Annotated in this window: 22 protein-coding genes; 17 read left to right on the forward strand and 5 right to left on the reverse strand. The window is 67.2% G+C overall.

Annotation, left to right across the window (positions count from 1 at the left end; translation table 11 throughout):
• From BLR05_RS04720 to BLR05_RS04730, 3 genes are read right to left on the reverse strand one after another with little or no spacing between them, the layout of a single operon-like run.
• A complete protein-coding gene (locus BLR05_RS04720; protein ID WP_092832671.1) occupies positions 1 to 288 on the reverse strand; it encodes a hypothetical protein in 288 nt (95 codons plus the stop codon).
• A gap of 4 nt (positions 289 to 292) precedes the next feature.
• Positions 293 to 589, reverse strand: coding sequence for a hypothetical protein (locus BLR05_RS04725; protein WP_092832672.1), 297 nt, complete (start codon positions 587 to 589; stop codon positions 293 to 295).
• Complete coding sequence (locus BLR05_RS04730; RefSeq protein ID WP_225978988.1) at positions 586 to 810, reverse strand: hypothetical protein; 225 nt, start codon at positions 808 to 810, stop codon at positions 586 to 588. The genes BLR05_RS04725 and BLR05_RS04730 overlap by 4 nt, the downstream gene beginning before the upstream one ends.
• 10 nt (positions 811 to 820) lie before the next feature.
• On the opposite strand from BLR05_RS04730, the gene BLR05_RS04735 reads away from it, so the two are divergent.
• Genes BLR05_RS04735 through BLR05_RS04760 form a run of 6 tightly spaced genes read left to right on the forward strand, consistent with a single transcriptional unit; the run spans position 821 to position 7,381 of the window.
• On the forward strand, positions 821 to 2,230 hold the full coding sequence (locus BLR05_RS04735) for a hypothetical protein (RefSeq protein ID WP_208605977.1): 1,410 nt from the start codon (positions 821 to 823) through the stop codon (positions 2,228 to 2,230).
• Between the two features lie 8 nt (positions 2,231 to 2,238).
• Positions 2,239 to 3,411, forward strand: a complete 1,173-nt coding sequence (locus BLR05_RS04740) for a hypothetical protein (protein WP_092832673.1) — start codon at positions 2,239 to 2,241, stop codon at positions 3,409 to 3,411.
• Positions 3,412 to 3,413: 2 nt separating this feature from the next.
• Positions 3,414 to 4,844: a LamG domain-containing protein gene (locus BLR05_RS04745; protein WP_092832674.1), complete on the forward strand. Its 1,431-nt coding sequence runs from the start codon at positions 3,414 to 3,416 to the stop codon at positions 4,842 to 4,844.
• On the forward strand, positions 4,841 to 5,263 hold the full coding sequence (locus BLR05_RS04750) for a hypothetical protein (RefSeq protein WP_092832675.1): 423 nt from the start codon (positions 4,841 to 4,843) through the stop codon (positions 5,261 to 5,263). Before BLR05_RS04745 ends, BLR05_RS04750 begins: the two co-directional genes overlap by 4 nt.
• 11 nt (positions 5,264 to 5,274) lie before the next feature.
• Complete coding sequence (locus BLR05_RS04755) at positions 5,275 to 7,167, forward strand: hypothetical protein (protein ID WP_092832676.1); 1,893 nt, start codon at positions 5,275 to 5,277, stop codon at positions 7,165 to 7,167.
• Positions 7,157 to 7,381: a hypothetical protein gene (locus tag BLR05_RS04760; RefSeq protein WP_092832677.1), complete on the forward strand. Its 225-nt coding sequence runs from the start codon at positions 7,157 to 7,159 to the stop codon at positions 7,379 to 7,381. Before BLR05_RS04755 ends, BLR05_RS04760 begins: the two co-directional genes overlap by 11 nt.
• A gap of 110 nt (positions 7,382 to 7,491) precedes the next feature.
• On the opposite strand, the gene BLR05_RS25700 is transcribed toward BLR05_RS04760, so the two are convergent.
• Positions 7,492 to 8,481 carry an AbiTii domain-containing protein gene (locus BLR05_RS25700; protein ID WP_143015858.1) on the reverse strand — a complete coding sequence of 330 codons (990 nt, stop codon included), beginning with the start codon at positions 8,479 to 8,481 and terminating at the stop codon, positions 7,492 to 7,494.
• Positions 8,482 to 8,764: 283 nt separating this feature from the next.
• Between BLR05_RS25700 and BLR05_RS04765 the strand changes: the two genes are divergently transcribed.
• The 10 genes from BLR05_RS04765 (at position 8,765) to BLR05_RS04810 (ending at position 19,685) form a co-directional block, all read left to right on the forward strand.
• Positions 8,765 to 9,424 carry a TetR/AcrR family transcriptional regulator gene (locus BLR05_RS04765; RefSeq protein ID WP_092832678.1) on the forward strand — a complete coding sequence of 220 codons (660 nt, stop codon included), beginning with the start codon at positions 8,765 to 8,767 and terminating at the stop codon, positions 9,422 to 9,424.
• Positions 9,425 to 9,489: 65 nt separating this feature from the next.
• Positions 9,490 to 11,295 (forward strand): acyl-CoA dehydrogenase C-terminal domain-containing protein, encoded by a 1,806-nt coding sequence (locus BLR05_RS04770; RefSeq protein ID WP_092832679.1) that lies wholly within the window; start codon positions 9,490 to 9,492, stop codon positions 11,293 to 11,295.
• A gap of 49 nt (positions 11,296 to 11,344) precedes the next feature.
• Positions 11,345 to 11,779: a DUF2147 domain-containing protein gene (locus BLR05_RS04775; protein WP_092832680.1), complete on the forward strand. Its 435-nt coding sequence runs from the start codon at positions 11,345 to 11,347 to the stop codon at positions 11,777 to 11,779.
• Positions 11,780 to 11,800: 21 nt separating this feature from the next.
• Entirely contained in the window at positions 11,801 to 14,203 is a 2,403-nt protein-coding gene (locus tag BLR05_RS04780; protein WP_092832681.1) for a 3-hydroxyacyl-CoA dehydrogenase/enoyl-CoA hydratase family protein, read from the forward strand.
• A gap of 8 nt (positions 14,204 to 14,211) precedes the next feature.
• Positions 14,212 to 14,733 carry a DUF4442 domain-containing protein gene (locus BLR05_RS04785; protein ID WP_092832682.1) on the forward strand — a complete coding sequence of 174 codons (522 nt, stop codon included), beginning with the start codon at positions 14,212 to 14,214 and terminating at the stop codon, positions 14,731 to 14,733.
• 46 nt (positions 14,734 to 14,779) lie between these two features.
• On the forward strand, positions 14,780 to 15,979 hold the full coding sequence (locus tag BLR05_RS04790) for an acetyl-CoA C-acyltransferase (protein ID WP_092832683.1): 1,200 nt from the start codon (positions 14,780 to 14,782) through the stop codon (positions 15,977 to 15,979).
• 187 nt (positions 15,980 to 16,166) lie between these two features.
• Positions 16,167 to 16,994 carry an acyl-CoA thioesterase gene (locus tag BLR05_RS04795; protein ID WP_092832684.1) on the forward strand — a complete coding sequence of 276 codons (828 nt, stop codon included), beginning with the start codon at positions 16,167 to 16,169 and terminating at the stop codon, positions 16,992 to 16,994.
• 16 nt (positions 16,995 to 17,010) lie between these two features.
• Positions 17,011 to 17,784, forward strand: coding sequence for an enoyl-CoA hydratase (locus BLR05_RS04800; protein ID WP_092832685.1), 774 nt, complete (start codon positions 17,011 to 17,013; stop codon positions 17,782 to 17,784).
• A 112-nt stretch (positions 17,785 to 17,896) separates the two neighbouring features.
• On the forward strand, positions 17,897 to 18,922 hold the full coding sequence (locus tag BLR05_RS04805) for a tripartite tricarboxylate transporter substrate-binding protein (RefSeq protein WP_377777849.1): 1,026 nt from the start codon (positions 17,897 to 17,899) through the stop codon (positions 18,920 to 18,922).
• 190 nt (positions 18,923 to 19,112) lie between these two features.
• Positions 19,113 to 19,685, forward strand: a complete 573-nt coding sequence (locus BLR05_RS04810; RefSeq protein WP_092832686.1) for a bactofilin family protein — start codon at positions 19,113 to 19,115, stop codon at positions 19,683 to 19,685.
• A gap of 99 nt (positions 19,686 to 19,784) precedes the next feature.
• Here the strand turns inward: BLR05_RS04810 and BLR05_RS04815 are convergent, their stop codons facing one another.
• On the reverse strand, positions 19,785 to 20,249 hold the full coding sequence (locus BLR05_RS04815; protein WP_092832687.1) for an acyl-CoA thioesterase: 465 nt from the start codon (positions 20,247 to 20,249) through the stop codon (positions 19,785 to 19,787).
• Between the two features lie 45 nt (positions 20,250 to 20,294).
• On the opposite strand from BLR05_RS04815, the gene BLR05_RS04820 reads away from it, so the two are divergent.
• Complete coding sequence (locus BLR05_RS04820) at positions 20,295 to 22,115, forward strand: ABCB family ABC transporter ATP-binding protein/permease (RefSeq protein ID WP_092832688.1); 1,821 nt, start codon at positions 20,295 to 20,297, stop codon at positions 22,113 to 22,115.
• Position 22,116 lies beyond the last annotated feature (1 nt).

Here is a 22,116-nt window from a genome sequence, read left to right on the forward strand (position 1 = left end):
TTAAACGATGGAGGTGAACAGGCTGCGCTGCCCGGACGCATCGTTGTGCGCCAGGTGGCAGGACGGACAGTGGTGACGGTTGGTGCCGACGCGGTGCGCGTGGGCCTCGCACAGGGCCGCGTCGCAGGTGCTGCGAGGATCGGTCGCGCTCGGGCCGTCGCAGAGGAGCTCGCTCGGCGCCATGCACCGCAGTTGCTCGCCGTCCACCAGAACGCGCGCACTGCAAGGCGGCGGGAGCTTCGTGCCCCGCACATGCACCAGGCCAGTCTTCAGACGGTAGAACGGCATCGCGTCACCCCATCCGGTGCTGTGTGCTGCCGGGAAACGGGTTGTGCGCGCTTGGAACACCTGACCGCTGTGGGGCGGGTAACACTGCGGGCCCCTCCTCGAGGAACCCGGCACGGTCCTGGCCTGTGGCCTTGAGATACTCCACCTCGACCTTCGCCGAGTCCACCAGGACCCCCGCGACCTGAGCTACAGCGCGGGCACGGTCCGGGTCCATGGGCTTGTCGCGGTCGCGCAGATCCGCGAGCGTGTCGAGCAGGTGCTGGCGCAGCTGGCTGATGTGGGGTGCTTGGGGCGCGTTCATGTCGATGCTCCTTCCTTCGCCTCGCGGGCGATGCGGTTGACTTGGCGGGTGATGGCGCCCTTGAGCTGTACGAGCTTGGCCAGCTCGGGCGACTTGTTGCGCGGGTGGTTACGGCGGGCGTTCTCTGCCCGCGAGATGCACTCGACGCGATCTGCGGTGATCTCTTCAAGGACGGTGGTGCGCTGGCCGGGTTTGAAAACGCAGATGTGGCCGTCCGGCACCGGGCCATGGATGGGAGAGAGCTACGAGGACTACGAGGGCATCCTCTATCGCGGGCGCACCGGCACCGCGCCCGGCATCGCCTCCGGCATGTTGGACTACGCCAACGGCCTCGCCCGGATGACCGACTACGTGGTGGGTCCGTCGCCCAGCACTGTCACGTTGCAAAGCCTGTGGACGCGGCGCGTGCCGTGGAGCACGGCCAGCGTGTTTTTTCGCACGCAGTCCGCCCCCCTTAAACCCGGCGGCGTCGTGCTGTCGGTGCTGGACCTGCAGGGCACCGCACTCACGGCCACGGCCGGCACGGATGGCACCTTCACTGGCACGCACATGCGCGGCAGGATGGATTTCGAGAGCGGCGTGGGAGAGCTGCAGTTCGGGGATTTCGTGGACCCAGCCTCCCTGACCGACTCGCAGAAGGCAGAGTGGTGGTACAGCGCGGCCGACCTCGGCGCGGTCGAGGCGGGCAAGATCTGGCGCCCCTGGCCCGTGGACCCGACCACGCTGCGCATCAACTCGGTGTCCTACTCGTACCTGCCAATCGACGCCGACATCCTGGGCCTCGACCCGGTGCGCCTTCCGCCCGACGGCCGCGTGCCGATCTATCGAAAGGGCACCTATGTGGTCGTCGGGCACACGGGTCGGGTGCCGGCAGCGACGTACAGCGCCGGCATGACGATCAACTGCGGCCGCGCCAGGCTCTCGCGCGTCTACCTGGTCGGCGCGGATGGCAAGCTGGTCCGCAGCGGCTACACGCTCAACCTGGACGCCGGCACGATCGCGGTGACGGACGTCACGGGTTGGGTGCAGCCGGTAGTGGTCAAGCACCGGATCGAGGAAATGGCGCGCTGCACCGACGTGCAGATCGACGGCACGCTGCACCTCTCCAAGCAGCTGAGCCACGCCTACCCGGCCGGCGCCGTGGTGTCCTCGGCCATCATGGCCGGCACGCTGCGCGCGCGGGCATTGCCGGTGTTCGACCAGGGGTCGTGGGACGGCTTCACCTGGGCCGATTCGACGATCGGCAACCCGGCTCCAGCCACCTACAACGACGGGGCATTTCCTCCGGTGGTCACCAACGCCGGAGCGCTCACCGAGCGCTTCGCGCTGCGCGTGCTTTCCAACGGCACCGACGTCGAGGTGATCGGCGAGCACGTCGGCAACGTGGGCACGTACAGCCGCAACACCGATATCGCACCGATCAACCCGGTGTCGGGCGCACCCTTCTTCCTCCTCCGCGCCGCGGGCTGGGGCAGCGGCTGGGCCGCGGGCAACACGCTCTTCTTGCCCACCGTCGGTGTGTACTTCCCCTTCGCCGCGATTCGCACGGTGCAACCGAGCGAGGCTGTGGGCACCGACTATGCCTTCGAGGTCACCGCACGCGGCGACGTCGATCGCGCTCCCACCAACCCTGTCATCTAAAACCGCCCATGATCTACAACTACGACTCCTCGATGGCCGGCGCGCCGGTCCTCTCCGGTACAGCTGGGACGCTCCGCTCGGTCATCAAAGCGTGCTTGGTCGATGGTTTCGGCGCAGGCGCCGTGTCGTCCCTGGCCGTGAGCGGCGGCGTGGCCACGGCCACGTTTGGCGCGGCTCATCCCTACAAGATCGGTACTGTGGTGCAGATCGCCGGTGCGACACCGTCCGGCCTCAACGGGCAACAGCGCGTTTTGTCTGTGGCATCGGGGTCGATCACGTTCGCCGCGGCCGGTGTCGCGGACGGAGCCGCGTCAGGGACGATCACGCACAAGGTGGCAGCCGCGGGCTGGCTGGAGCTGTTCGCCGGCCAGTTGTCCAACGTGATTGCTCTCACGCCCAGCGTGGCCGAGGCCACTGGATGCGTGCTGCGCGTGGACGATACAGGGACGGTTTCGGCTCGCGTGGTTGGCTATGAGTCGATGAGCGACATCAATACGGGAGTGGGGCCGTTTCCGACTCCCGCGCAGATCGGCGGCGGCATGTACTGGCCCAAGAGCGATGCCGGAGACAGCAGCGCGCGCGCATGGCGTGTGATCGCCGATGCACGCGCATTCCACCTGTGGGTGGCGCCGCGATATGGCACGCACGGGTTCCTGGCGTCCTATGGCGATCTGCAAAGCTACCGCAGCGGAGACGCATGGTGCAGCCTGCTCGTGGGCGGTGACGGCAATGTGCATGCGTCGGGCTCGGAACAGCCTGGATGCCTGGGTTACGGGTCCGCGGCAAACCCTGGCGCCAACGCTTTCCTGGCGCGCTCTGATACGGGCCTCGGCGGCGCCCAGCTGGCGCGAAAGGTAGCGCCCTACAACCTTGGGGGCGGCTACTCGGCGACCTCGGGGTACAGCGGCAACGGCTGGCCGTACCCCAATGGGGCGGACAACAGCCTGCGCTTATCGGTCGTGGAGGTGGCGCAGGGCATGGGCGGCCTGCGCGGGCGCATTGCGGGCCTCTACCACAGCGCTCAGGTGATGGGAGATGCGTTCGGCAGCGGTGACCGCGTGGACGGCCAGGGTGAGTTCGCCGGCAGGACGTTCGTGGCACTGCGTGCTGGCCCGCCTGGGGCGCAGCTATCCAGTGCCGGCACGGTGTTCGTGGATGCCACTGGCCCCTGGAGGATTTGAGCATGTCCTCCGCGCGATTCTGGCGCGTCTCCGCTGTTGAGACGGTGGCGGGCGGTGACCTGGCCCTGAGCGAGCTGCGGCTGCACGGCCAGGGCGGTCCGCTCGATGCCAGCGTGCTGCCCACATGCAGCCACGCACCGATTTCGGGCTCGATCGCGGCCCTGCAGGATGGGGACTTGACGACCGTGTGTCGCTGGGGTGGCCAAGCAGTCCGGTCGTCAGGCTTCAGGTTGGTGTGGGACTTCGGCCGCGCCGTGTCGGTCATCGGCGTCCGTATCGGCTCGGCCGCAGATCCGGACCTATTCCTGGTTCAGCACGCTCTGGAGTACTTCGACGGGGCGCGTTGGGTCATGGGCGGCATGCAGGGCCGCTATGCATGGCCTGGCGCCAATGCGCTCACCGCAGCGCCAGTCGCCGGAGACCCCACATTGAGCAGCAATGTGCTGTTGCTCGACGGGCAGGCATTCTCAGATCGCAGTGCCAGCGCGCACCCCGTCAACGTCCAGGGCGCGGTGCAGCTCTCAAGCGAGCGGGCGCCGTTCGGCGGCAGCTCCATGCTGTTCCCGGGCAGTGGGACGGACTATGCGGTTGTGCCTTCCTCAGCTGACTTCGCTTTTGGAGCGGGCGACTACACGATTGAGGCGTGGATCTGGCTTCCGTCCGCTCCCTCGGGCGGCTATGCGGCGATCACCGACATTCGCAGTTCGCCGGGCGGCAACGGCGCGACGCTCTTCAAGCTCAACTCGGGCCGTCAACTCGGTCTGTACTACTCGGGGGAGGTCAACACCTCCATCACGGTGCCCCTGCAGCAGTGGTCCCACGTCGCCGTGGCACGCGCGGCGGGCACGAGCCGGCTCTTCATCGACGGGCAGGTGGGTGCCGTGTTCTCCGAGGGCGACACGAAGATCGCAAACCACTGCTACATAGGCCGCGTCTACGATGCGGCGCACCCGGCGTTCAACGGATATCTCGGCGCGCTTCGGATAAAAAAGGGCGTCGGGCTGTACACCGACACGTTCACGCCGCCCAATGCGCCCTGGCCGCTTCAAGGCGGGGGCTCCAGCTTCCTTCCTTTGCCGCTGCGCACACGTGCCCCGCGGCAGCTGGTGCTCGGTGCCGAGGCCCTGGGCGACGTTGATGTCGTCCGCGGCCCTGGCTCGGCGCCGGCGCTGGATACCGAGTTCGGGGGGCGGGGCCGCATATGGGGCGACACCGCCATCAAGGGCACGCCGGAGGTGCCTGCGCGGGCGCGTGTCGTGCTGCTGCGCCAGCGCGACAAGCTGCTGGCGCGGGAGACGTGGAGTGATCCGCAGACCGGGCATTTCGAGTTCGCAGGTATCGATGTGCGGCAGCAATTCCTCGTGCTCGTCGAGGATGCGGCCGGCAACTACCGCCCGGTCGCCGCCAGCCGCTTGGTGCCGGAGGCCGCATGAGCTGGGAGGTCGGCCCCGAGCTGTCCCTTGCCCAACTGCTCGCCACGATCGCACGCGCCGACCAAGGCTCGGGCTTCGCGCGGGTGCGGGTCTATACGTCCGATCGACCCGCATCGATCAGCGCGCACTCTGAGATCCCGCAGGTCGAGATCGTGCTCGCGAAGCCCTGCGCGTCCGTTGTCGGCGGCGTGCTGGTGATGCATCCCGCAGAAGACGCCAGCATGGTGATGCAGACGGGCATCCCACGATGGGGCGACCTGGTCGCGGCGAGCGGCGCCATCCTTGCCCGGGCCGACGTCACGGACACGGAGCACGACGGCGGGTGGCGCCTGGTGGCCGGTGAGACTCCGGCCGGCGAGACGTCCCCGCTGCTGCGCGCGGGTGGCCTCGTGCAGCTCGGCGCCACCGCGTTGTCTTGAGGGCCTGACGTGTGGCGCCCGTCAATCTGCGTTTCAGCCAAGCCGCCAGCCCGGCCAGCAGCCCCGTCCGCATTCGTTTCGGTGATGACGATTCCGAGACGCCCTCATCCGTCGAACTGCGGGCGGTTGGGCGGATCACCAGTATGCGTGGCCACGTCGCGATCCGAACGGTCGCTCGGGCAGTGGCGGTGGGCAGGATCACGGGCATGCGGGGCCATGCGCCCGTGCGGTACGACATCAACGTCGAGCGCCCGGTGGTTGGCACTCTTCGTGGCGGGTGGCAGCAGGGCACCCGCCTGCACGTGGCCACCGTCCTGCGCATCGAGCAGGGGCAGCAGTTGCGCGTGGGCGCGGTGCAGGCATGGCAGGACGCCCGCGGCATTGCGGCGGCCCTGCAGGTGCGCTGGGAGCAAGCGGCACGCCTGGCCCACATGGCTCGCGTGGCATGGCAGGATGCCGATCGCCTCGCGACCGAACCAATGCTCCAGCGCATGGAGGATGCAGCCCGGCTGCGCGCCGGCATGTGCCAAGGCTTCCAGGAAGCCCTGCCGCGTAGCGCAGGCACGCTCCAGAGCTTCCAGGAAGCGGTGCGGCTGCGTCTGGCCTTGGTGCAGCAACTGCAGGATGCCGATCACGTCAGCGCAGCGGTGCGATCGGGCTTCCGGCATGGCTGGCCGCTCTCGCAGCCTTGGGCCTCGCTCTACGAGGAGGCACGCAAACCAGCACCAGGCATCACGCCGCCGCCCCAGCCGCCGAAGCCAGATCCCTGCTACGTGCCGGTGCTGCCCTCGCACCTCGTTTTCGACGTGGCGGCCAGTAGCAGCCTGCCCGCGCATCTTGTTTTCGTTTGTGATCGCCACTCCGAGCCGGAGCCAGGTAGCACCATCGTCGTTCCCGTCCGGAGGGTCTACATCGTGAACAACGCCATCACCCTTCGCCGGGTCGAAACCGGCGCCGAGCTGCATGCTCACAGCATGAGCATGTCGCTCGACTACCAGTCGTGGACCTGGACTTGGTCTGCATCGCTCCACTACGATGCTGCGGCGCACTTGGGCCGCGATAGCGCGGGCGACCCGGCCGAGCTGGAGGCCGTCGTCAACGGCGTGCCCTTCCGCCTGAGACTGGAGCGCCTGGTTGAGGATCGGCGATTCCTGCCCCAACTGCGGTGGTCGGTTTCGGGCAAGGGCAAGGCGATGCTCCTCGGCGCGTTCTATGCGCCCACGCGGACGTTCGCGAGCACGGCGGCCAGCACGGCGCAGCAACTCGCCGCCGACGCACTCACAGTCAACGGCGTGAGCAACGGCTGGGCGCTGGACTGGCAGATCGTCGACTGGCTAGTGCCTGCCGGCGCCTGGTCGATGCAGGGCACACCGATCGACGCGATCAACGACATCGTCGCGGCAGCGGGCGGCTACGTGCAGCCGCATGCCACCGACCCGGTGCTGCGCGTGCTGCCCCGCTACCCCGCCGCGTCCTGGACTTGGGGCGGCGTGGTGCCGGACTACGAAATCCCGGGTTCGGCCGCCGAGGTGGTGGGCATCGAGCACTTGGACAAGCCGGCCTACGATCGGGTGTTCTTGGGTGGTGTGGGTGCCGGCGTGTTCGGCCCCTTCACGCGCGCAGGTTCCGCCGGCACGACCCTGGCGCCGCCGGTCAATCACGCGCTGATCACGCACGCCGACGTGCACCGCGCTCGCGGCATCGCCGAGCTGTCGGACACTGGCCGCCAGGAGCACATCTCCCTCCGGATGCAGGTGCTGCCTGACACCGGGGTGATCGTGCCCGGGCGGTTCGTCCGGTACGTGGGCGACCGGACGGTGGTGGGCATCGTGAGGCGCACAGCGATCGACTGGAGCCTGCCTACGCTGCGCCAGACGCTGGAGGTCGAGACCCATGCTGCATAACCCCTATCGGGCCTTTCTCGCCCTGATCCCGGCCGATCCACTGCTCGTCGGCGACGTGGTGGCCGTCACGGGTGGCGTCGCTACCGTGCAGCTACCTGGTGGTGCGCAGTTGCAGGCCCGGGGCGAGGCGGCTGTGGGTCAGCGGGTTTTCGTCCAGAGCGGCGCCGTCCAAGGCCCCGCCCCGTCGCTAACGTACGTGGAGGGAGAGGCCTAGGGCTGGCAGTTCTGGCCCAACTACCGGAGGGCAGGAGCCTACTGGCCTACTCCTTCACGACGGCATCGTGCAGTAGGCTGGTCAAACTGGGCGGGTAGGCAGCGCTGTTTCTAGCTCAGACCAAACGCCGCCGCTGTTAGCGTGAGCGCGTTCATCACGTAGGGCTTGGCGATTTCTGCAGCGATCGCTGAACCGGTCGCCAGCGCAAGTTCGCGCACGCCATCTAGCGTGGCTTTTACGAGTGCAGGGCGGGGGCTTTTAATTGTCGAGAGATGCTGAATCTCTTCAACCAATACTTGCACTGCTTCAAGGTCCTTCGGCGTGACCCCTTCCGCGGCGGCAGCGCTTATCGCCGTCTCAAGCGCGCTAAGTAGCTGCGTCAGAGCTTCAGTTACATTGGGCCGTTGCTCTTGAGTCACGGTAGACCCCGGAGAGCTTTGTACAAAGCTCAGCTGACTTCCATCGCCCATGGAAATATTGATTGGTGAAGGCAGCACAGAAGCACGATTAGGGACCTCTGGCGCGCGGGGCTGGTCAGCGCTGAGGGCAACCTCTGCAAGTCCAAGGATCTTGCCAACGGTCAAGCCAGGCGGCAGATGTACATCTGCACTTCCGTTATCCACAGTCCAGCCAAAAATTTTCTGCCGAACTGAGGTCAACACCAGTCTGAAGGTCTGTGCGGAAAGCTTGTGGAAAACTTGCACGTCGTTCTTCCCGGCCCATGCCCGAATCAGTGCTGCATTCTCAGGAGGAAGATCAGCTTTGATGTGCGCCCCTTCCTTGGCATCAGCGTAGGTTTGGATGAGAGCTATTGGTGCCAGAGTAGGGTGAAAGGAAATCATTGCCATGACGTCGCTGCTCTCGGAAACAACCGGCACCTCATGAAATCCGTCGTACGCTATGAGTTGAGCAGGCAGCCGCCGATAGTTTGGCAACTCATCTCCCGCCCCTGCATAGCCAGCGAGTTCGAGCATGCACCAGTCAGCCATCGGCTGGTCCTGAATCGATCTAGCCGCCAAAGTTGTCGCCCTCAGAAGTCTCTCGAGATTGACCGAGTCATCGGAGGCGGCAGCGATGAGCGTTGAGATTGCAGTGGACATGTGTTCTCCCGTTTGGGTGCACATTTTGCAATTTCGTTGCCCAGGCGAGGCATCCAACTTCGGCAAGCTCGTCCACGATCAGAGTGCTGCCCCTGAGTTTTTTTAACCACAGTGCCAAAGGCACCGTTACGAAGCGCCAAAGCAAGCGTCAAAACGCGCCAAAGTGCGCGGCGCGCAATCCTCGGTGTTTACCCTTAATTACTGGCGGCCGCCGGGCCGGGGCTGGCTGCCGCCATCCTTTTGCTGCAAAATAGCACGATCGTTCGTTTTATTTCGCGCTACCGTGCCATCCAATGTCTCCCCCAAAAACCAGCGTCCTGTCGCCACGCGGGAGGGCCGCGCACTGCAGAAAGGCCAGCAGACCAAGGCGGCCATTGTCGATGCGGCGCTGGGGCTGGCCACGCACATCGGGCTGGAGGGGCTGTCCATCGGGGCCCTGGCCGACGTGACGGGCATGAGCAAATCGGGCGTCTTCGCGCACTTCGGCTCGCGCGAGGAACTGCAGATATCCGTCGTCCGCGAGTACCACGTGCGATTCGAGCATGAGGTGTTCTATCCCGCCATGTCGGCGCCCCGCGGACTGCCCCGCCTGCGAGCGCTGTTCGACAACTGGATGAAGCGCACCTCCATCGAGATCGACTCCGGCTGCATCTATATCAGCGGGGCCGTCGAGTTCGACGACCGGACCGGGCCTGTGCGCGACGCGCTCGCGAATTCGGTCCTCACCTGGCACGCCGCCATGAAGCGGGCGATCGACCAGTGCAAGGAACTGGGCGAGGTGGGCGCCGACGTGGAGTCCGAGCAGATGCTGTTCGAGATCCACGGCCTGATCCTCGCGCTGCACTACGAGGCGCGCTTCCTGCAGACGCCCGGCTCCCTGGGCCGGGCCACGGCCGGCTTCGACAACATCCTCGCCCGCTATGCCGCCAGGCCGGCGGGTTGAACGTTTCCCGTCTTTTTCCGCCTGCGCATTCCACCCATTCAACGCACCGAACAAGGAGTCCATCCATGCCGACCTATACGCCCCCCCTGCGCGACATGCAGTTCGTCCTCCACGAGGTTTTCCGGGTCACGGAGGAGTTCAAGGCGATTCCGCGCCATGCGGAAGTGGATGCCGACACCGTGAACGCCGTGCTGGAAGAGGCCGGCAAGTTCGCCGCAGGCGTGGCGTTCCCGCTCAACATGAGCGGTGACGAGGAGGGTTGCACGCTGGACAAGGCGACGCACGAGGTCACCACGCCCAAGGGCTTCAAGGAGGCCTACGCGCAGTACGTGGAGGGCGGCTGGGCGGCACTGTCGTGCGAGCCCGAGTACGGTGGACAGGGCCTGCCCTTCGTGCTGAACCAGTGCCTCTACGAAATGCTCAACAGCGCCAACCAGGCCTGGACCATGTACCCCGGACTGTCGCACGGTGCCTACGAGGCGCTGCACGCTCACGGCACCGAAGAGCAGAAGAAGCTCTACCTGCCCAAGCTCACCAGCGGCGAGTGGACCGGCACGATGTGCCTGACCGAGCCCCACTGCGGCACCGACCTGGGCCTGCTGCGCACCAAGGCCGAGCCCGTGGCCGGCGCGCCCGAGGGTACGTACAAGATCACCGGCAACAAGATCTTCATCAGCGCGGGCGAGCATGATTTCACCGAGAACATCGTGCACCTGGTGCTGGCCCGCCTGCCGGACGCGCCGAAGGGCAGCAAGGGCATCAGCCTGTTCGTGGTGCCCAAGTACAACGTGAACGCCGACGGCTCGATCGGCGAGCGCAACCCGATCTATTGCACAGGCCTGGAGCACAAGATGGGCATCCATGGCAATGCCACCGCCCAGATCTCCATCGACGGCGCGATCGGCACGCTCGTGGGGCAGCCGCACAAGGGCCTGCAGGCCATGTTCGTGATGATGAACGCCGCACGCCTGGGCGTGGGCAACCAGTCGCTGGGCCTGACGGAAGTGGCCTTCCAGAACGCGCTGGCCTATGCCAAGGATCGCATCCAGATGCGCAGCCTGTCGGGCACCAAGGCCAAGGACAAGGAAGCCGATCCGATCATCGTGCACCCCGACGTGCGCAAGATGCTGCTGACGGCCAAGGCCTACGCCGAAGGCGCCCGCGCGCTGCAGATCTACTGCACGCTGCTGCTGGACAAGGCGCACAGCCATCCCGACGAGAAGGTGCGCAAGGACAGCGACGAGCTCGTCGCGCTGCTCACGCCCATCGTCAAGGCCTTCATCACCGACAACGGACATATCTCCACCAACGCCTGCATGCAGGTCTTCGGCGGCCATGGCTTCATCAAGGAATGGGGCATGGAGCAGTTCGTGCGGGACAACCGCATCAACATGATCTACGAAGGCACGAACACCGTGCAGTCGCTGGACCTGCTGGGCCGCAAGATCCTGGGCAACAACGGCGCCACGCTGAAGAAGTTCGGCAAGCTCGTGGGCAAGCTGGTCGAGGAAGAGGGCGTGAACGAGAAGATGGCCGAGTTCATCAACCCCATTGCCTATCTCGGCGACCAGATGACCAAGTTCACCACCGAGATCGGCTTCAAGGGCTTCCAGAACCCCGACGAGGTGGGCGCCGCCGCGGTGGACTACCTGCGTGTGGCGGGGCACCTGGTGTTCGGCTACATGTTCGCCCGGATGGCCCAGGTGGCCCTGCGCGAGATCGCCGCCGGCAATACCGACCCGTTCTACCAGGCCAAGCTGCAGACGGCACGTTTCTACTTCGCCAAGCTGTTCCCCGAGACGGCGACCCTGATGCGCACCGCGCGCACCGGTGCCAAGCCGCTGATGGACACGGATGCCGCCCTGGCCTGACCTCCTGTCGACCCGGCCTTCATTTCAACCAGACCACAGGGATGCCGCTATGAGAACCGCTTTGTTGGCTATTGCCTTGGCCGCCGCCGCGCTGCCGTCCTGGGCCCAGATGTCTCCGGTGGGGACATGGCGCAGCATCGATGACAAGACTGGCGAGGCGAAGGCCGAGATCCGCATTACCGAGGCGGATGGCGCGCTGTCGGGCCGCATCGAGAAGTCGCTGAAGAAGGACACCAGGCCCGACGCCACCTGCCTCGAGTGCACCGACGACCGCAAGGGTCAGCCCATTGCCGGCCTGGAGATCATCCGCGGCGGCAAGAAGGCCGAAGGCAAAGATGTGTGGGAAGGCGGCAGGATCCTCGACCCCGAGAACGGCAAGGAATACCGCGCCAGCTTCACGCCCATCGACGGCGGCGCGAAGCTGGAGGTGCGCGGCTACCTGGGTCCGTTCTGGCGCACCCAAGTCTGGCAGCGCGTGCAGTAACCCATTCGACAAGAAACCACCATGTCCCGATTCCAAGTGAAGAAAGTCGCCGTGCTCGGCGCGGGCGTGATGGGCGCGCAGATCGCCGCCCACCTCGCCAACGTGAAGGTGCCCGTGGTGCTGTTCGACCTGCCTGCCAAGGAAGGCCCGAAGAACGGCATCGTCACCAAGGCCATCGAGGGCCTGAAGAAGCTCAAGCCCTCGCCGCTGGGCGTGGCGGACGATGCCGCGCTGATCGGCCAGGCCAACTATGAAGAGCATCTCGAGCAGCTGCGCGGCTGCGACCTCATCATCGAGGCGATCGCCGAGCGCATGGACTGGAAGCTCGACCTCTACAGGAAGATCGCGCCCTTCGTCGCGCCGCAGGCCATCGTGGCATCGAACACTTCGGGGCTGTCGATCACCAGGCTCTCCGAGGCGCTGCCCGATGCGATCAAGCCGCGCTTCTGCGGCATTCACTTCTTCAACCCGCCGCGCTACATGACGCTGGTGGAGCTGATCGACACGCCCACCACCCGGCCTGAAGTCCTGGACCAGCTCGAAGCCTTCGTCACGAGCGGGCTGGGCAAGGGCGTGGTGCGCGCGCACGACACGCCCAACTTCATCGCCAACCGCGTCGGCATCGCCGGCATGCTGGCGACGATGAAGGAGGTGGAGAACTTCGGCCTCACCTACGACGTGGTGGACGACCTCACGGGCAAGAAGCTGGGGCGCGCCTCCAGCGGTACCTTCCGCACCGCCGACGTGGTGGGCCTGGACACGATGGCGCACGTCATCAATACGCTGCAGGACAACCTGACGGAAGAGACCGATCCGTTCTACGGCAGCTTCGGCACGCCCGAGGTGCTGAACAAACTCATCGAGATGAAGCACCTGGGCCAGAAGTCCAAGGCCGGCTTCTACAAGAAGGTGGGGCGCGACATCCTGCGCTTCGACCTGGCCGAAGGCGAGTACGTGCCCGGCGGCCAGAAGGCCGACGAGGTGTACGGCCGCATGCTCAAGAAGCCGGCCGCCGAGCGCCTGAAGCTGCTGCGCAACGCCGAGGGCGCGCAGGGCCGCTTCCTCTGGGCCATCCTGCGCAACAGCTTCCACTATGCCGCCGTGCATCTGGCCACCATCGCGGACAACGCCCGTGACGTGGACCAGGCCATGCGCTGGGGCTTCGGCATGAAGCAGGGCCCGTTCGAGCTGTGGCAGGAGGCCGGCTGGCTCGAAGTGGCGAAGATGATCCAGGAGGACATCGACGCGGGCAAGGCGCTGTCCAAAGCGCCGCTGCCCGAGTGGGTCTTCAAGGGCCCGGTGGCCGAGGCCGGCGGCGTGCACACGGCCGAGGGCTCGTGGAGCGCGTCGAAGCAGAAGTTCGTGCCGCGCCGCCAGCTGCCGGTCTACGAGCGCCAGCACTTCCCCGAAAAACTGCTGGGCGAAACCCATCTGCCGGACTGGCGCACGGCCGGCACCACGGTGTCCGAATCCGATGCGCTGCGCACCTGGACGCTGGATGGCAAGGTGCTCATCGCCAGCATCCAAAGCAAGATGCATGCGATCAGCCCCGACGTGATGGAAGGGCTGATGGAGGCCATCGACACCGCCGAGCGCGACTACGACGGCCTGGTGATCTGGTCCGGCGACGCGCCCTTCAGCGTCGGTGCCGACCTGCAGGCCACCATGCCGGCCTTCGTCGTGGCCGGCATCTCGGCGATCGAAGGCGTGGAGCAGGAGCTGCAGAATCTGATGCTGCGGCTGCGCTACGCCCAGGTGCCGGTGGTGTCCGCCATCCACGGCATGGCGCTGGGCGGCGGCTGCGAGCTGGCCGTCTATTCGTCGCGCCGCGTCGCCCACATGGAGAGCTACATCGGCCTCGTCGAAGTGGGCGTGGGCCTGGTGCCCGGTGCGGGCGGCCTGACCTACATCGCGCGCCGCGCGGCCGAGAACGCTGCCGCGTCCACCGGCAAGGACCTGCTGCCCTTCCTCACGGAAGGCTTCACCGCCGCCGCCATGGCCAAGGTGGGCACGAGCGCGCTCGAATCGCGCAAGCTCGGCTACCTGCTGGAGAGCGACATCGTCGTGCCGCACAAGGACGAGGTGCTGTTCGTCGCGCTGAACGAGGCGAAGGCCATGGCCGCCAGCGGCTGGCGCGCGCCCAACAAGCGGCTGTTCCCGGTCGCCGGTCGCAGCGGCATCGCCACGATCCGCGGCTCGCTGGTCAATATGCGCGATGGCGGCTTCATCAGCGACCACGACCAGCACATCGCCACGCTGATCGCCGAGATCGTGTGCGGCGGCGACGTCGATGCCGGCACGCTGGTGAGCGAGGAATACCTGATGGCGCTGGAGCGCAAGGCGTTCTGCAGCCTGATCCAGCATCCCAAAACGCAGGAGCGCATCCTGGGCATGCTGAACACCGGCAAGCCGCTGCGCAATTGACCGCCCGCATGACCGCCACTCCCGCCACCCCTTTCGCGCCGAACCGCCTGCAATTGCAACTGGAACAGGTGGACGAGTTCCCGGCGTTCCTGCGCCCCTGGGTGCGCAACCTGGTGCTGCGCCGCGCAGTGCCTTTCACGAAGACGGCACGCGTGGAGTTCATCGAGATGTCGCCGCACCGCGTGGAGGTGCGCCTGCCCAACGTGCCGCGCGTGCGCAACCACATTGGCGGCATCCATGCCTCGGCGATGAACCTGCTTGCCGAGACGGCCACCGGCATGGCCGTCGGGCTGAACGTGCGCGACGACTGCGTGCCGCTCGCCAAGGACATGAAGATGGCTTTCCGCCAGCGCGCCACGGGTGCGCTGCGCGCGGTGGCGGTGCTCACCGACGCGCAGCGCCAGGCGATGCGTGACGGCGACAAAGGCGAGCTGCAGGTGCCCGTCACGGTGACGGACGAGTCCGGTGCCGAGCCGGTGCAATGCGAATTCACGTGGGTCTGGATTCCGTCCAGCCGCCCCGCCAGGTAAACGATTGACTAGACCGATCGACGGATCGACTGAAGGAGCCTTCTCCATGGCAAAACAAATGCAGGACGCCTACATCGTCGCCGCCACGCGCACGCCCATCGGCAAGTCGCACCGCGGCTACTTCCGCAACACCCGGCCCGACGAACTGCTGGCCACGACCCTCAAGGCCGCGCTGGCCCAGGTGCCGGGGCTGGACCCGTCCGCCATCGAGGACATCATCTGCGGCTGCGCGATTCCCGAAGGCGCGCAGGGCCTGAACGTGGCGCGCATCGGTGCCGTGCTGGCGGGACTGCCCACCAGCGTGGGCGGCATCACCGTCAACCGTTTCTGCGCCTCGGGCCTCTCGGCCGTGCAGATGGCGGCCGACCGCATCCGCGTGGGCGAGGCCGAGGTGATGATCGCCGCGGGTGTCGAGAGCATGAGCATGGTGCCGATGATGGGCAATACGCCCTCGCTGTCGCCCAGCATCTTCGCGAAGGATGGCGACGTGGGCATCGCCTACGGCATGGGCCTCACGGCCGAGAAGGTCGCCCAGCAATGGAAGGTGTCTCGCGAAGACCAGGACGCCTTCGCGCTGCAGTCGCACCAGCGCGCGCTGGCCGCGCAGCAGGCGGGCGAGTTCACCGACGAGATCACGCCGATCGAAGTGACGGACCGCACCGCGGACCTGGAGTCGGGCGAAAGCATCGCCAAGACCCGCACGGTGACCCTGGACGAGGGCGCGCGGCCCGACACCAGCCTGGAGGGGCTCGCGAAGCTCAAGACGGTGTTCGCCGCGCGCGGCTCGGTCACGGCCGGCAACAGTTCGCAGACCAGCGACGGTGCCGGTGCACTGATCCTCGCCAGCGAATCGGCCGTGAAACGCTTCGGCCTGACGCCCCTGGCGCGCTTCGTCAGCTTCGCCAGCAAGGGCGTGCCGCCGAGCATCATGGGCATCGGCCCGATCGAGGCCATTCCGGCCGCGCTGCGCTACGCCGGCCTGAAGCACCAGGACATCGACTGGTTCGAGCTGAACGAGGCCTTCGCTGCGCAATCGCTGGCCGTGCTGCGCCAGCTGGGCCTGGACCCGGCCAAGGTGAACCCCATGGGCGGCGCGATCGCGCTGGGCCACCCGCTGGGCGCCACGGGCGCCATCCGCTCGGCCACGGTCGTGCACGCGCTGCGCCGCAAGAACCTGAAGTACGGCATGGTCACGATGTGCGTGGGCATGGGGCAGGGCGCGGCAGGCATCTTCGAAAAAGTGTGAGTACATCCCCCTGAGCGGCTTCGCCGCTTCCCTCTTCTCTCGCGCTGGCGCGCGGGAAGGGGGACGACGCCGGTGGCCGGGCGAAGCCCGTTCCACGGCGTCTGCTGGCAGGAGCCGTTGGCGCTCTGCCTTGTCCAGTCACCGGTACGACGGCCATACGCTTGCAACCACGGCACACTCGCTTCCCATGAACCCTGCACTCCATCCCCTGGACGACGCGCTGGCGCTCACGGAGGCCGGGCCCGGCCGCTACAGGGCGCGGACGTCGCCCGCCTACTGGAACATGGTCGGGCCGTTCGGCGGCATCACGGCCGCTGCGTTGCTGCAGGCCGTGATGCAGCATCCGCAGCGCCTGGGCGATCCGCTGTCGCTCACCGTGAACTACGCGGGCGCCATCGCCGAGGGTGAATTCACGGTGCAGGCCGAGCCCGTGCGCACCAACCGCTCCACGCAGCACTGGACGCTGTCGGTGCTGCAGCCCGGTGCCGCCGGCGAGCCGGTGGTGACCACTACCGCCACGGCCGTCACGGCGGTGCGGCGCGAGACCTGGAGCCTGCCGGACACACCGATGCCCGAGGTGACGGGCCCGGAGGGTCTGGAGCGCATTTTGCGCGGCATGCCCGTGAAATGGCTCGACCGTTACGACCTGCGGCCCATGACCGGCGCGCTGCCATCGCGCTGGGACGGCGGCGGCGACAGCAGCCTGAGCCAGCTGTGGATGCGCGACGAGCCTCCCCGGCCGCTAGATTTCTGTGCGCTCGCGGCCCTCTCCGATGTATTCTTTCCCCGCGTCTGGCTGCGCCGTGCGCGCCAGGTACCGGCCGGGACGGTGTCGCTCACCGTGTACTTCCACGCGGGCCGCGAGCAACTGGCGGATTCGGGATGCGGCTACCTGCTCGGGCAGGCGCGCGCCCAGGAGTTCCGCAACGGCTTTTTCGACCAGACGGTGCAGCTCTGGAACCAGGGCGGCACCATGCTCGCGAGCAGCCACCAGATCGTCTATTACAAAGAATGAAGCGCAGGAGCCTTCGATGACCGAACCCCAGGACATCCTCACGCATACCGAAGCCGGTGTGATGACCATCACCTTCAACCGTGTGGAGAAGAAGAACTCCATCACGCGGGTCATGTACGCAGCGCTGGCGGACGCCTTCGATGCCGCGGCGCAGGATGCCGCCGTGCGCGTGGTGGTGCTGCAGGGCGACGTGGCCATCTTCAGTGCCGGCAACGACATTGGCGACTTCCTCAACAGCCCGCCTTCCACGCAGGAGTCGCCTGTGTTCCGGTTCCTGCAGGCGATCGCCACGTTCCCGAAGCCGGTGGTGGCGGCCGTGTGCGGCCCTGCGGTGGGCATCGGCACCACCATGCTCCTGCACTGCGACCTCGTCTATGCGGGAGACAACGCGGCGTTTTCCATGCCGTTCGTGAACCTGGGGCTGTGCCCGGAGGCCGGCTCCAGCCTGCTCGTGCCACGCATGATGGGGTACCACCGCGCCGCCGAGGCCCTGCTGCTGGGCGAGCCGTTCATGGCCGAGGCCGCGCTCGAGGTGGGCCTCGTGAACCGCGTGGTGCCCCCGACGGAATGCAATATGGTCGCCCAGACGCAGGCGCGCAAGCTCGCGTCCAAGCCGCTGTCGTCCCTGGTCGAGACCAAGCGCCTCATGAAGAAGGACCAGACGGCGCCCCTGCTCGAGCGCATCGCCGAGGAAGGCGTCGTCTTCGGCCGCATGCTCCAGGAGCCGGCCGCCCGCGAAGCCTTCACGGCGTTCATGCAGAAGCGCAGGCCCGACTTCAACGCCAGCTGACCGCAGGCTGCCCGGTCTGTCGCGCCGGCGCATCCCCGGGGTAACGATAGCTGCCGCAGGTGGCCGGTCGGCGCTACATTCGGCAACATCTCCACCGACGGATGCTGCCGGCATGATTCGTACGCACCGTACCTCTTCCGCTGATGCTCCGGCCGTTCCTCGCAGGGCGCTGCTCCGCTGGGGAGTCCTGGCCGGGGCCGCTGCTTCGCCTTGGGCGCCGGCGTGGTCCCAGGCTGCGGCGGGGCCGCTGGACGGCGGGGCGCTGCGGCTGGTCGTGCCCTACCCGCCGGGGGGCTCTTCCGACCGAGCGGCCCGGCTGCTGGCCGAAGCCCTGGGGCCCCGCCTGGGCGTGCCGGTGGTCGTGGACAACCGCGCGGGCGCGGGGGGGCGGCTCGCGTTGCAACAACTGCACCGCGACCCTACCGGGCAGAACGTGGTGGTGCTGGCCAACCCGGCCACCATGCTGGTCGCTCCGCTGGTCTTCAAGGACAACGGCTACGATCCCGACAAGGACTATGCGGTGCTTGCGCAGGTCACCCGCTATGCGTTCGGCGTGGCCGTGGGCACGGGCGTTACGGTGCGCGACTTCTCCCACCTGCATGCCTGGATGCTGGCCCACAAGGACAAGCTGTCCACCGGCATCCCGGCCACCGGTAGCCTGCCCCATTTCTTCGCGCTCATGCTGGCAGAGCAACTCGGCCTGACATTGCCGGTGGTGGGCTACGGGGGCTCCGGTCCGCTGCTGGACGATCTCATGGGCGGCCATGTTCCGATGGCCATCGATGCGCTGGACGCGCTGGAGCCGCTGCACAAGGCGGGCAGGCTGCGCATCCTGGCGATGTCCGACGACCAGCGTGCGCCGGCGCTGCCCACGGTGCCGACCTTCAAGGAGGCCGGGCTGGCGCTGTCCGCGCAGGGCTGGAACGCGCTCTACGCGCCTGCCTGGCTGCCCGGGCCCCGCGCGCGGCGCATCGCCGAGGCCGTTTTCCAGGCCATGGGAGACAAGGCCGTGCAGGCGCGTTTCACCAGTGCGGACATGGTACCCGTGGCCCTGTCCCGGGAGCAGACGGCGCAGATGCTGGCAGCCTACCGGGCGCAGTGGGTGCCGGTGGTGCGCCGTTCGGGCTTCCAGCCCTGAAAGACATGGCGCCGCGGGCCGACACGCGGGTTCGTCGCCCGCCTACGCACGGTCGCGGTGCTGTATGACCCTGCAAGCCCTGCAAGTGCATGCAACGAACGAAGGGTTTGGTTACCGTTCTTGCGTAACGCATGGATTTTTGCCGGAGGAGGCCTCCTAGCATCGGACGGACTTTTTCCAAGGAGATCTGATGGCTGTGCAAAACCCCTTCTTCGGCAAGCGTGAACCCGAGTCCTTCCAGCCCCGCCCGCCCAGTTCGGTGCTCGGCGGTTCCGGCAGCGCGGTGAACGGCGCCGCGTCCGCTGCAGCAACTACCACCACCACCACCCAGCCTGGGGTCCACAAGTCCGCAGCCGTTGCGCCGTCCGAAGGCGCGGGCAGCAAGCTCACCGTCGGCCCGAACATCAAGCTCAAGGGCGTGGAGATCACCGATTGCGACACGCTCGTCGTGGAGGGAACGGTGGAGGCCACCATGGACTCCCGGGTGATCCAGATCGCGGAGCAGGGGGCCTTCCGGGGTTCGGCCGAAATCGACATCGCCGAAATCCATGGGGAGTTCGACGGCACGCTCACCGTCCGGCAGAAGCTCGTCATCTACAGCACCGGCAAAGTCAACGGCAAGATCCGCTACGGCAAGGTGGTGATCGAGGAAGGCGGCCAGCTGGCCGGCGAGATCGAGGCCGGCACCGTGACCTCGGTGCGGCCCCAGAACCACGCTGCTGCGAACGTCTCTCGCAGCGAATCCCAGCCGCTCGCCGCCTGATCCTTCTCGCGGCAGTCCCTGGCGGGGGGGGAAGGACGCCACCGCCCGCCAGGGGCGCCGCTGCGGGGCACGGCCCGCGGGACTGCCTGCCCTCCCGGGTCAGCGGGCTCCGGTCCCTGCATGTGCCGCGGGGCCGGCATGTCCTGCCTCCTCCCCGGCAGGCCGCGGCACGGGCCGCGGCCTGCCCGACGCATCGATGGCGACGTAGGTGAGCCGCGCTTCCGTCACTTTCACGTAGCGCCCCTGCGCCGCGAAGCGCTCCGCGTACACCTCCACCTCCACGGTCACCGACGTGCGGCCGATCCGCGTGATGGTGGAAAAGAACGATAGTATGTCTCCCACCCGCACGGGCTGCTTGAAGACGAATTCGTTGACTGCCACGGTCGCCATGCGACCCTGCACGTGGCGCGCAGGCAGCACGGAGCCTGCCAGGTCCACCTGGGCCATCACCCAGCCGCCGAAGATATCCCCGTTGGCATTGCAATCCGCGGGCATAGGGATCACTTTCAGCACCAGCTCCTTGTCGATGGGCAGGGCGCTTTGCGGGGGCAGGGTGGAGGTCATGGGCACAATCCCGGTAAGAACGAACAACGACCGGGATTGTCCCCCATGCGCCCCCACGGCGACCCAGCCACTGCCTCCTCCCCTCCTGCGGCCGTGCCCGCCGCCGCCCGCAGCGACCGCGCCACGAGCGCCCGCCTGATCCCCTACCTGCTGCATTACCGCTGGCGGGTGATGGCCGCGCTGGTATTCGTCATTGGCGCCAAGCTCGCGAACGTTGGCGTGCCGCTGCTGCTCAAGCGCATCGTGGATGCGATGGCTCCCGCGCCGGGTTCCGCCGCCGCGATCGTGATGGTGCCCGCAGGGTTGCTTGCGGCCTACGGCCTGCTGCGGCTGAGCACCTCGGTCTTCACCGAGCTGCGCGAACTCGTCTTCGCCAAGGCCACGCAGGGCGCCGCGCGCCGCATCGCGCTGCAGACTTTCGAGCATCTGCACGCACTCAGCTTGCGTTTCCACCTGGAGCGGCAGACCGGTGGGATGACGCGCGACATCGAGCGCGGGGTGCGCGGCATCGAGTCGCTGATCTCCTTCACGCTCTTCAACATCGGTGCCACGCTGATCGAGGTGTTCCTGGTTCTGGCGGTGCTCGGGGGAAAGTTCGATCCGGCCTTCGCCTGGATCACGCTGGCCGCGCTGGCCTGCTACATCCTGTTCACCGTGATGCTCACCGAGTGGCGCACCCACTTTCGCCGCGAGGCCAATGCCTTCGATTCCGCGGCCCATACCAAGGCCGTGGATTCGCTGCTGAACTACGAGACCGTCAAGTACTTCAACAACGAGCCTTTCGAGGTGCGCCGGTACGACGAGAGCCTGGAGCAGCTGCGGCGCGCGCGCCTGAAGAGCCAGACGTCGCTGTCGCTGCTCAACGCGGGGCAGCAGCTCATCATCGCCACGGCCCTGGTCGCCATGCTGTGGCGCGCGGCGCAGGGCGTGGCCGATGGCCGCATGACGCTGGGGGACCTGGTGATGGTGAATGCCTTCATGATCCAGCTCTACATTCCCCTCAACTTCCTGGGCGTGATCTACCGCGAGATCAAGCAGAGCCTGACCGACCTGGACAAGATGTTCACGCTCATGGACCGTGAGCAGGAAGTGCGGGACGCGCCGCAGGCGTTACCGCTGTCGTTGGGCACATCTGCGCCGTCGTTACGGTTCGAAGGCGTGCATTTCGCCTATGAGCCGGCGCGCACCATCCTCCACGGCGTCGATTTCGAGATCCCTCCCGGGCGCACGGTGGCGGTGGTCGGCCCCTCGGGCTCGGGCAAGTCCACGCTCGCGCGGCTGCTGTTCCGCTTCTACGACGTGCAGGCGGGACGCATCACGGTCGATGGGCAGGATATCCGGGAGGTCACCCAGGACAGCCTGCGCCGCGCCGTGGGAGCCGTGCCGCAGGACACGGTGCTGTTCAACGAAACCATCGCCTACAACATCGCCTACGGCAGGCCGGGCGCATCGCAGCCGGACATCGAGGCCGCGGCGCGGGCCGCGCGCATCCATGATTTCATCGCGGGACTGCCGGCAGGGTATGGCACGCAGGTGGGCGAGCGGGGCCTGAAGCTGTCGGGTGGCGAAAAACAGCGCGTGGCCATCGCCCGCACGCTGCTCAAGAATCCGCCCATCCTCGTGTTCGACGAGGCCACCTCCGCGCTCGATACGGCCAACGAGCGGGCGATACAGGCCGAGTTGCGCAGCGCCGCCCAGGGCAAGACGGTGCTGCTCGTCGCGCATCGGCTCTCGACGGTGGTGGACGCGCACGAGATCCTGGTGATGGATGCGGGACGGATCGTCGAGCGCGGCACGCACGTGCAGTTGTTGGCGCTCGGTGGACGCTACGCGGACATGTGGCGCCAGCAGTCGCGCGAAGAGTGAC

The sequence above is a fragment of the Paracidovorax cattleyae genome (genome assembly GCF_900104515.1).
Taxonomy (GTDB): domain Bacteria; phylum Pseudomonadota; class Gammaproteobacteria; order Burkholderiales; family Burkholderiaceae_C; genus Paracidovorax; species Paracidovorax cattleyae.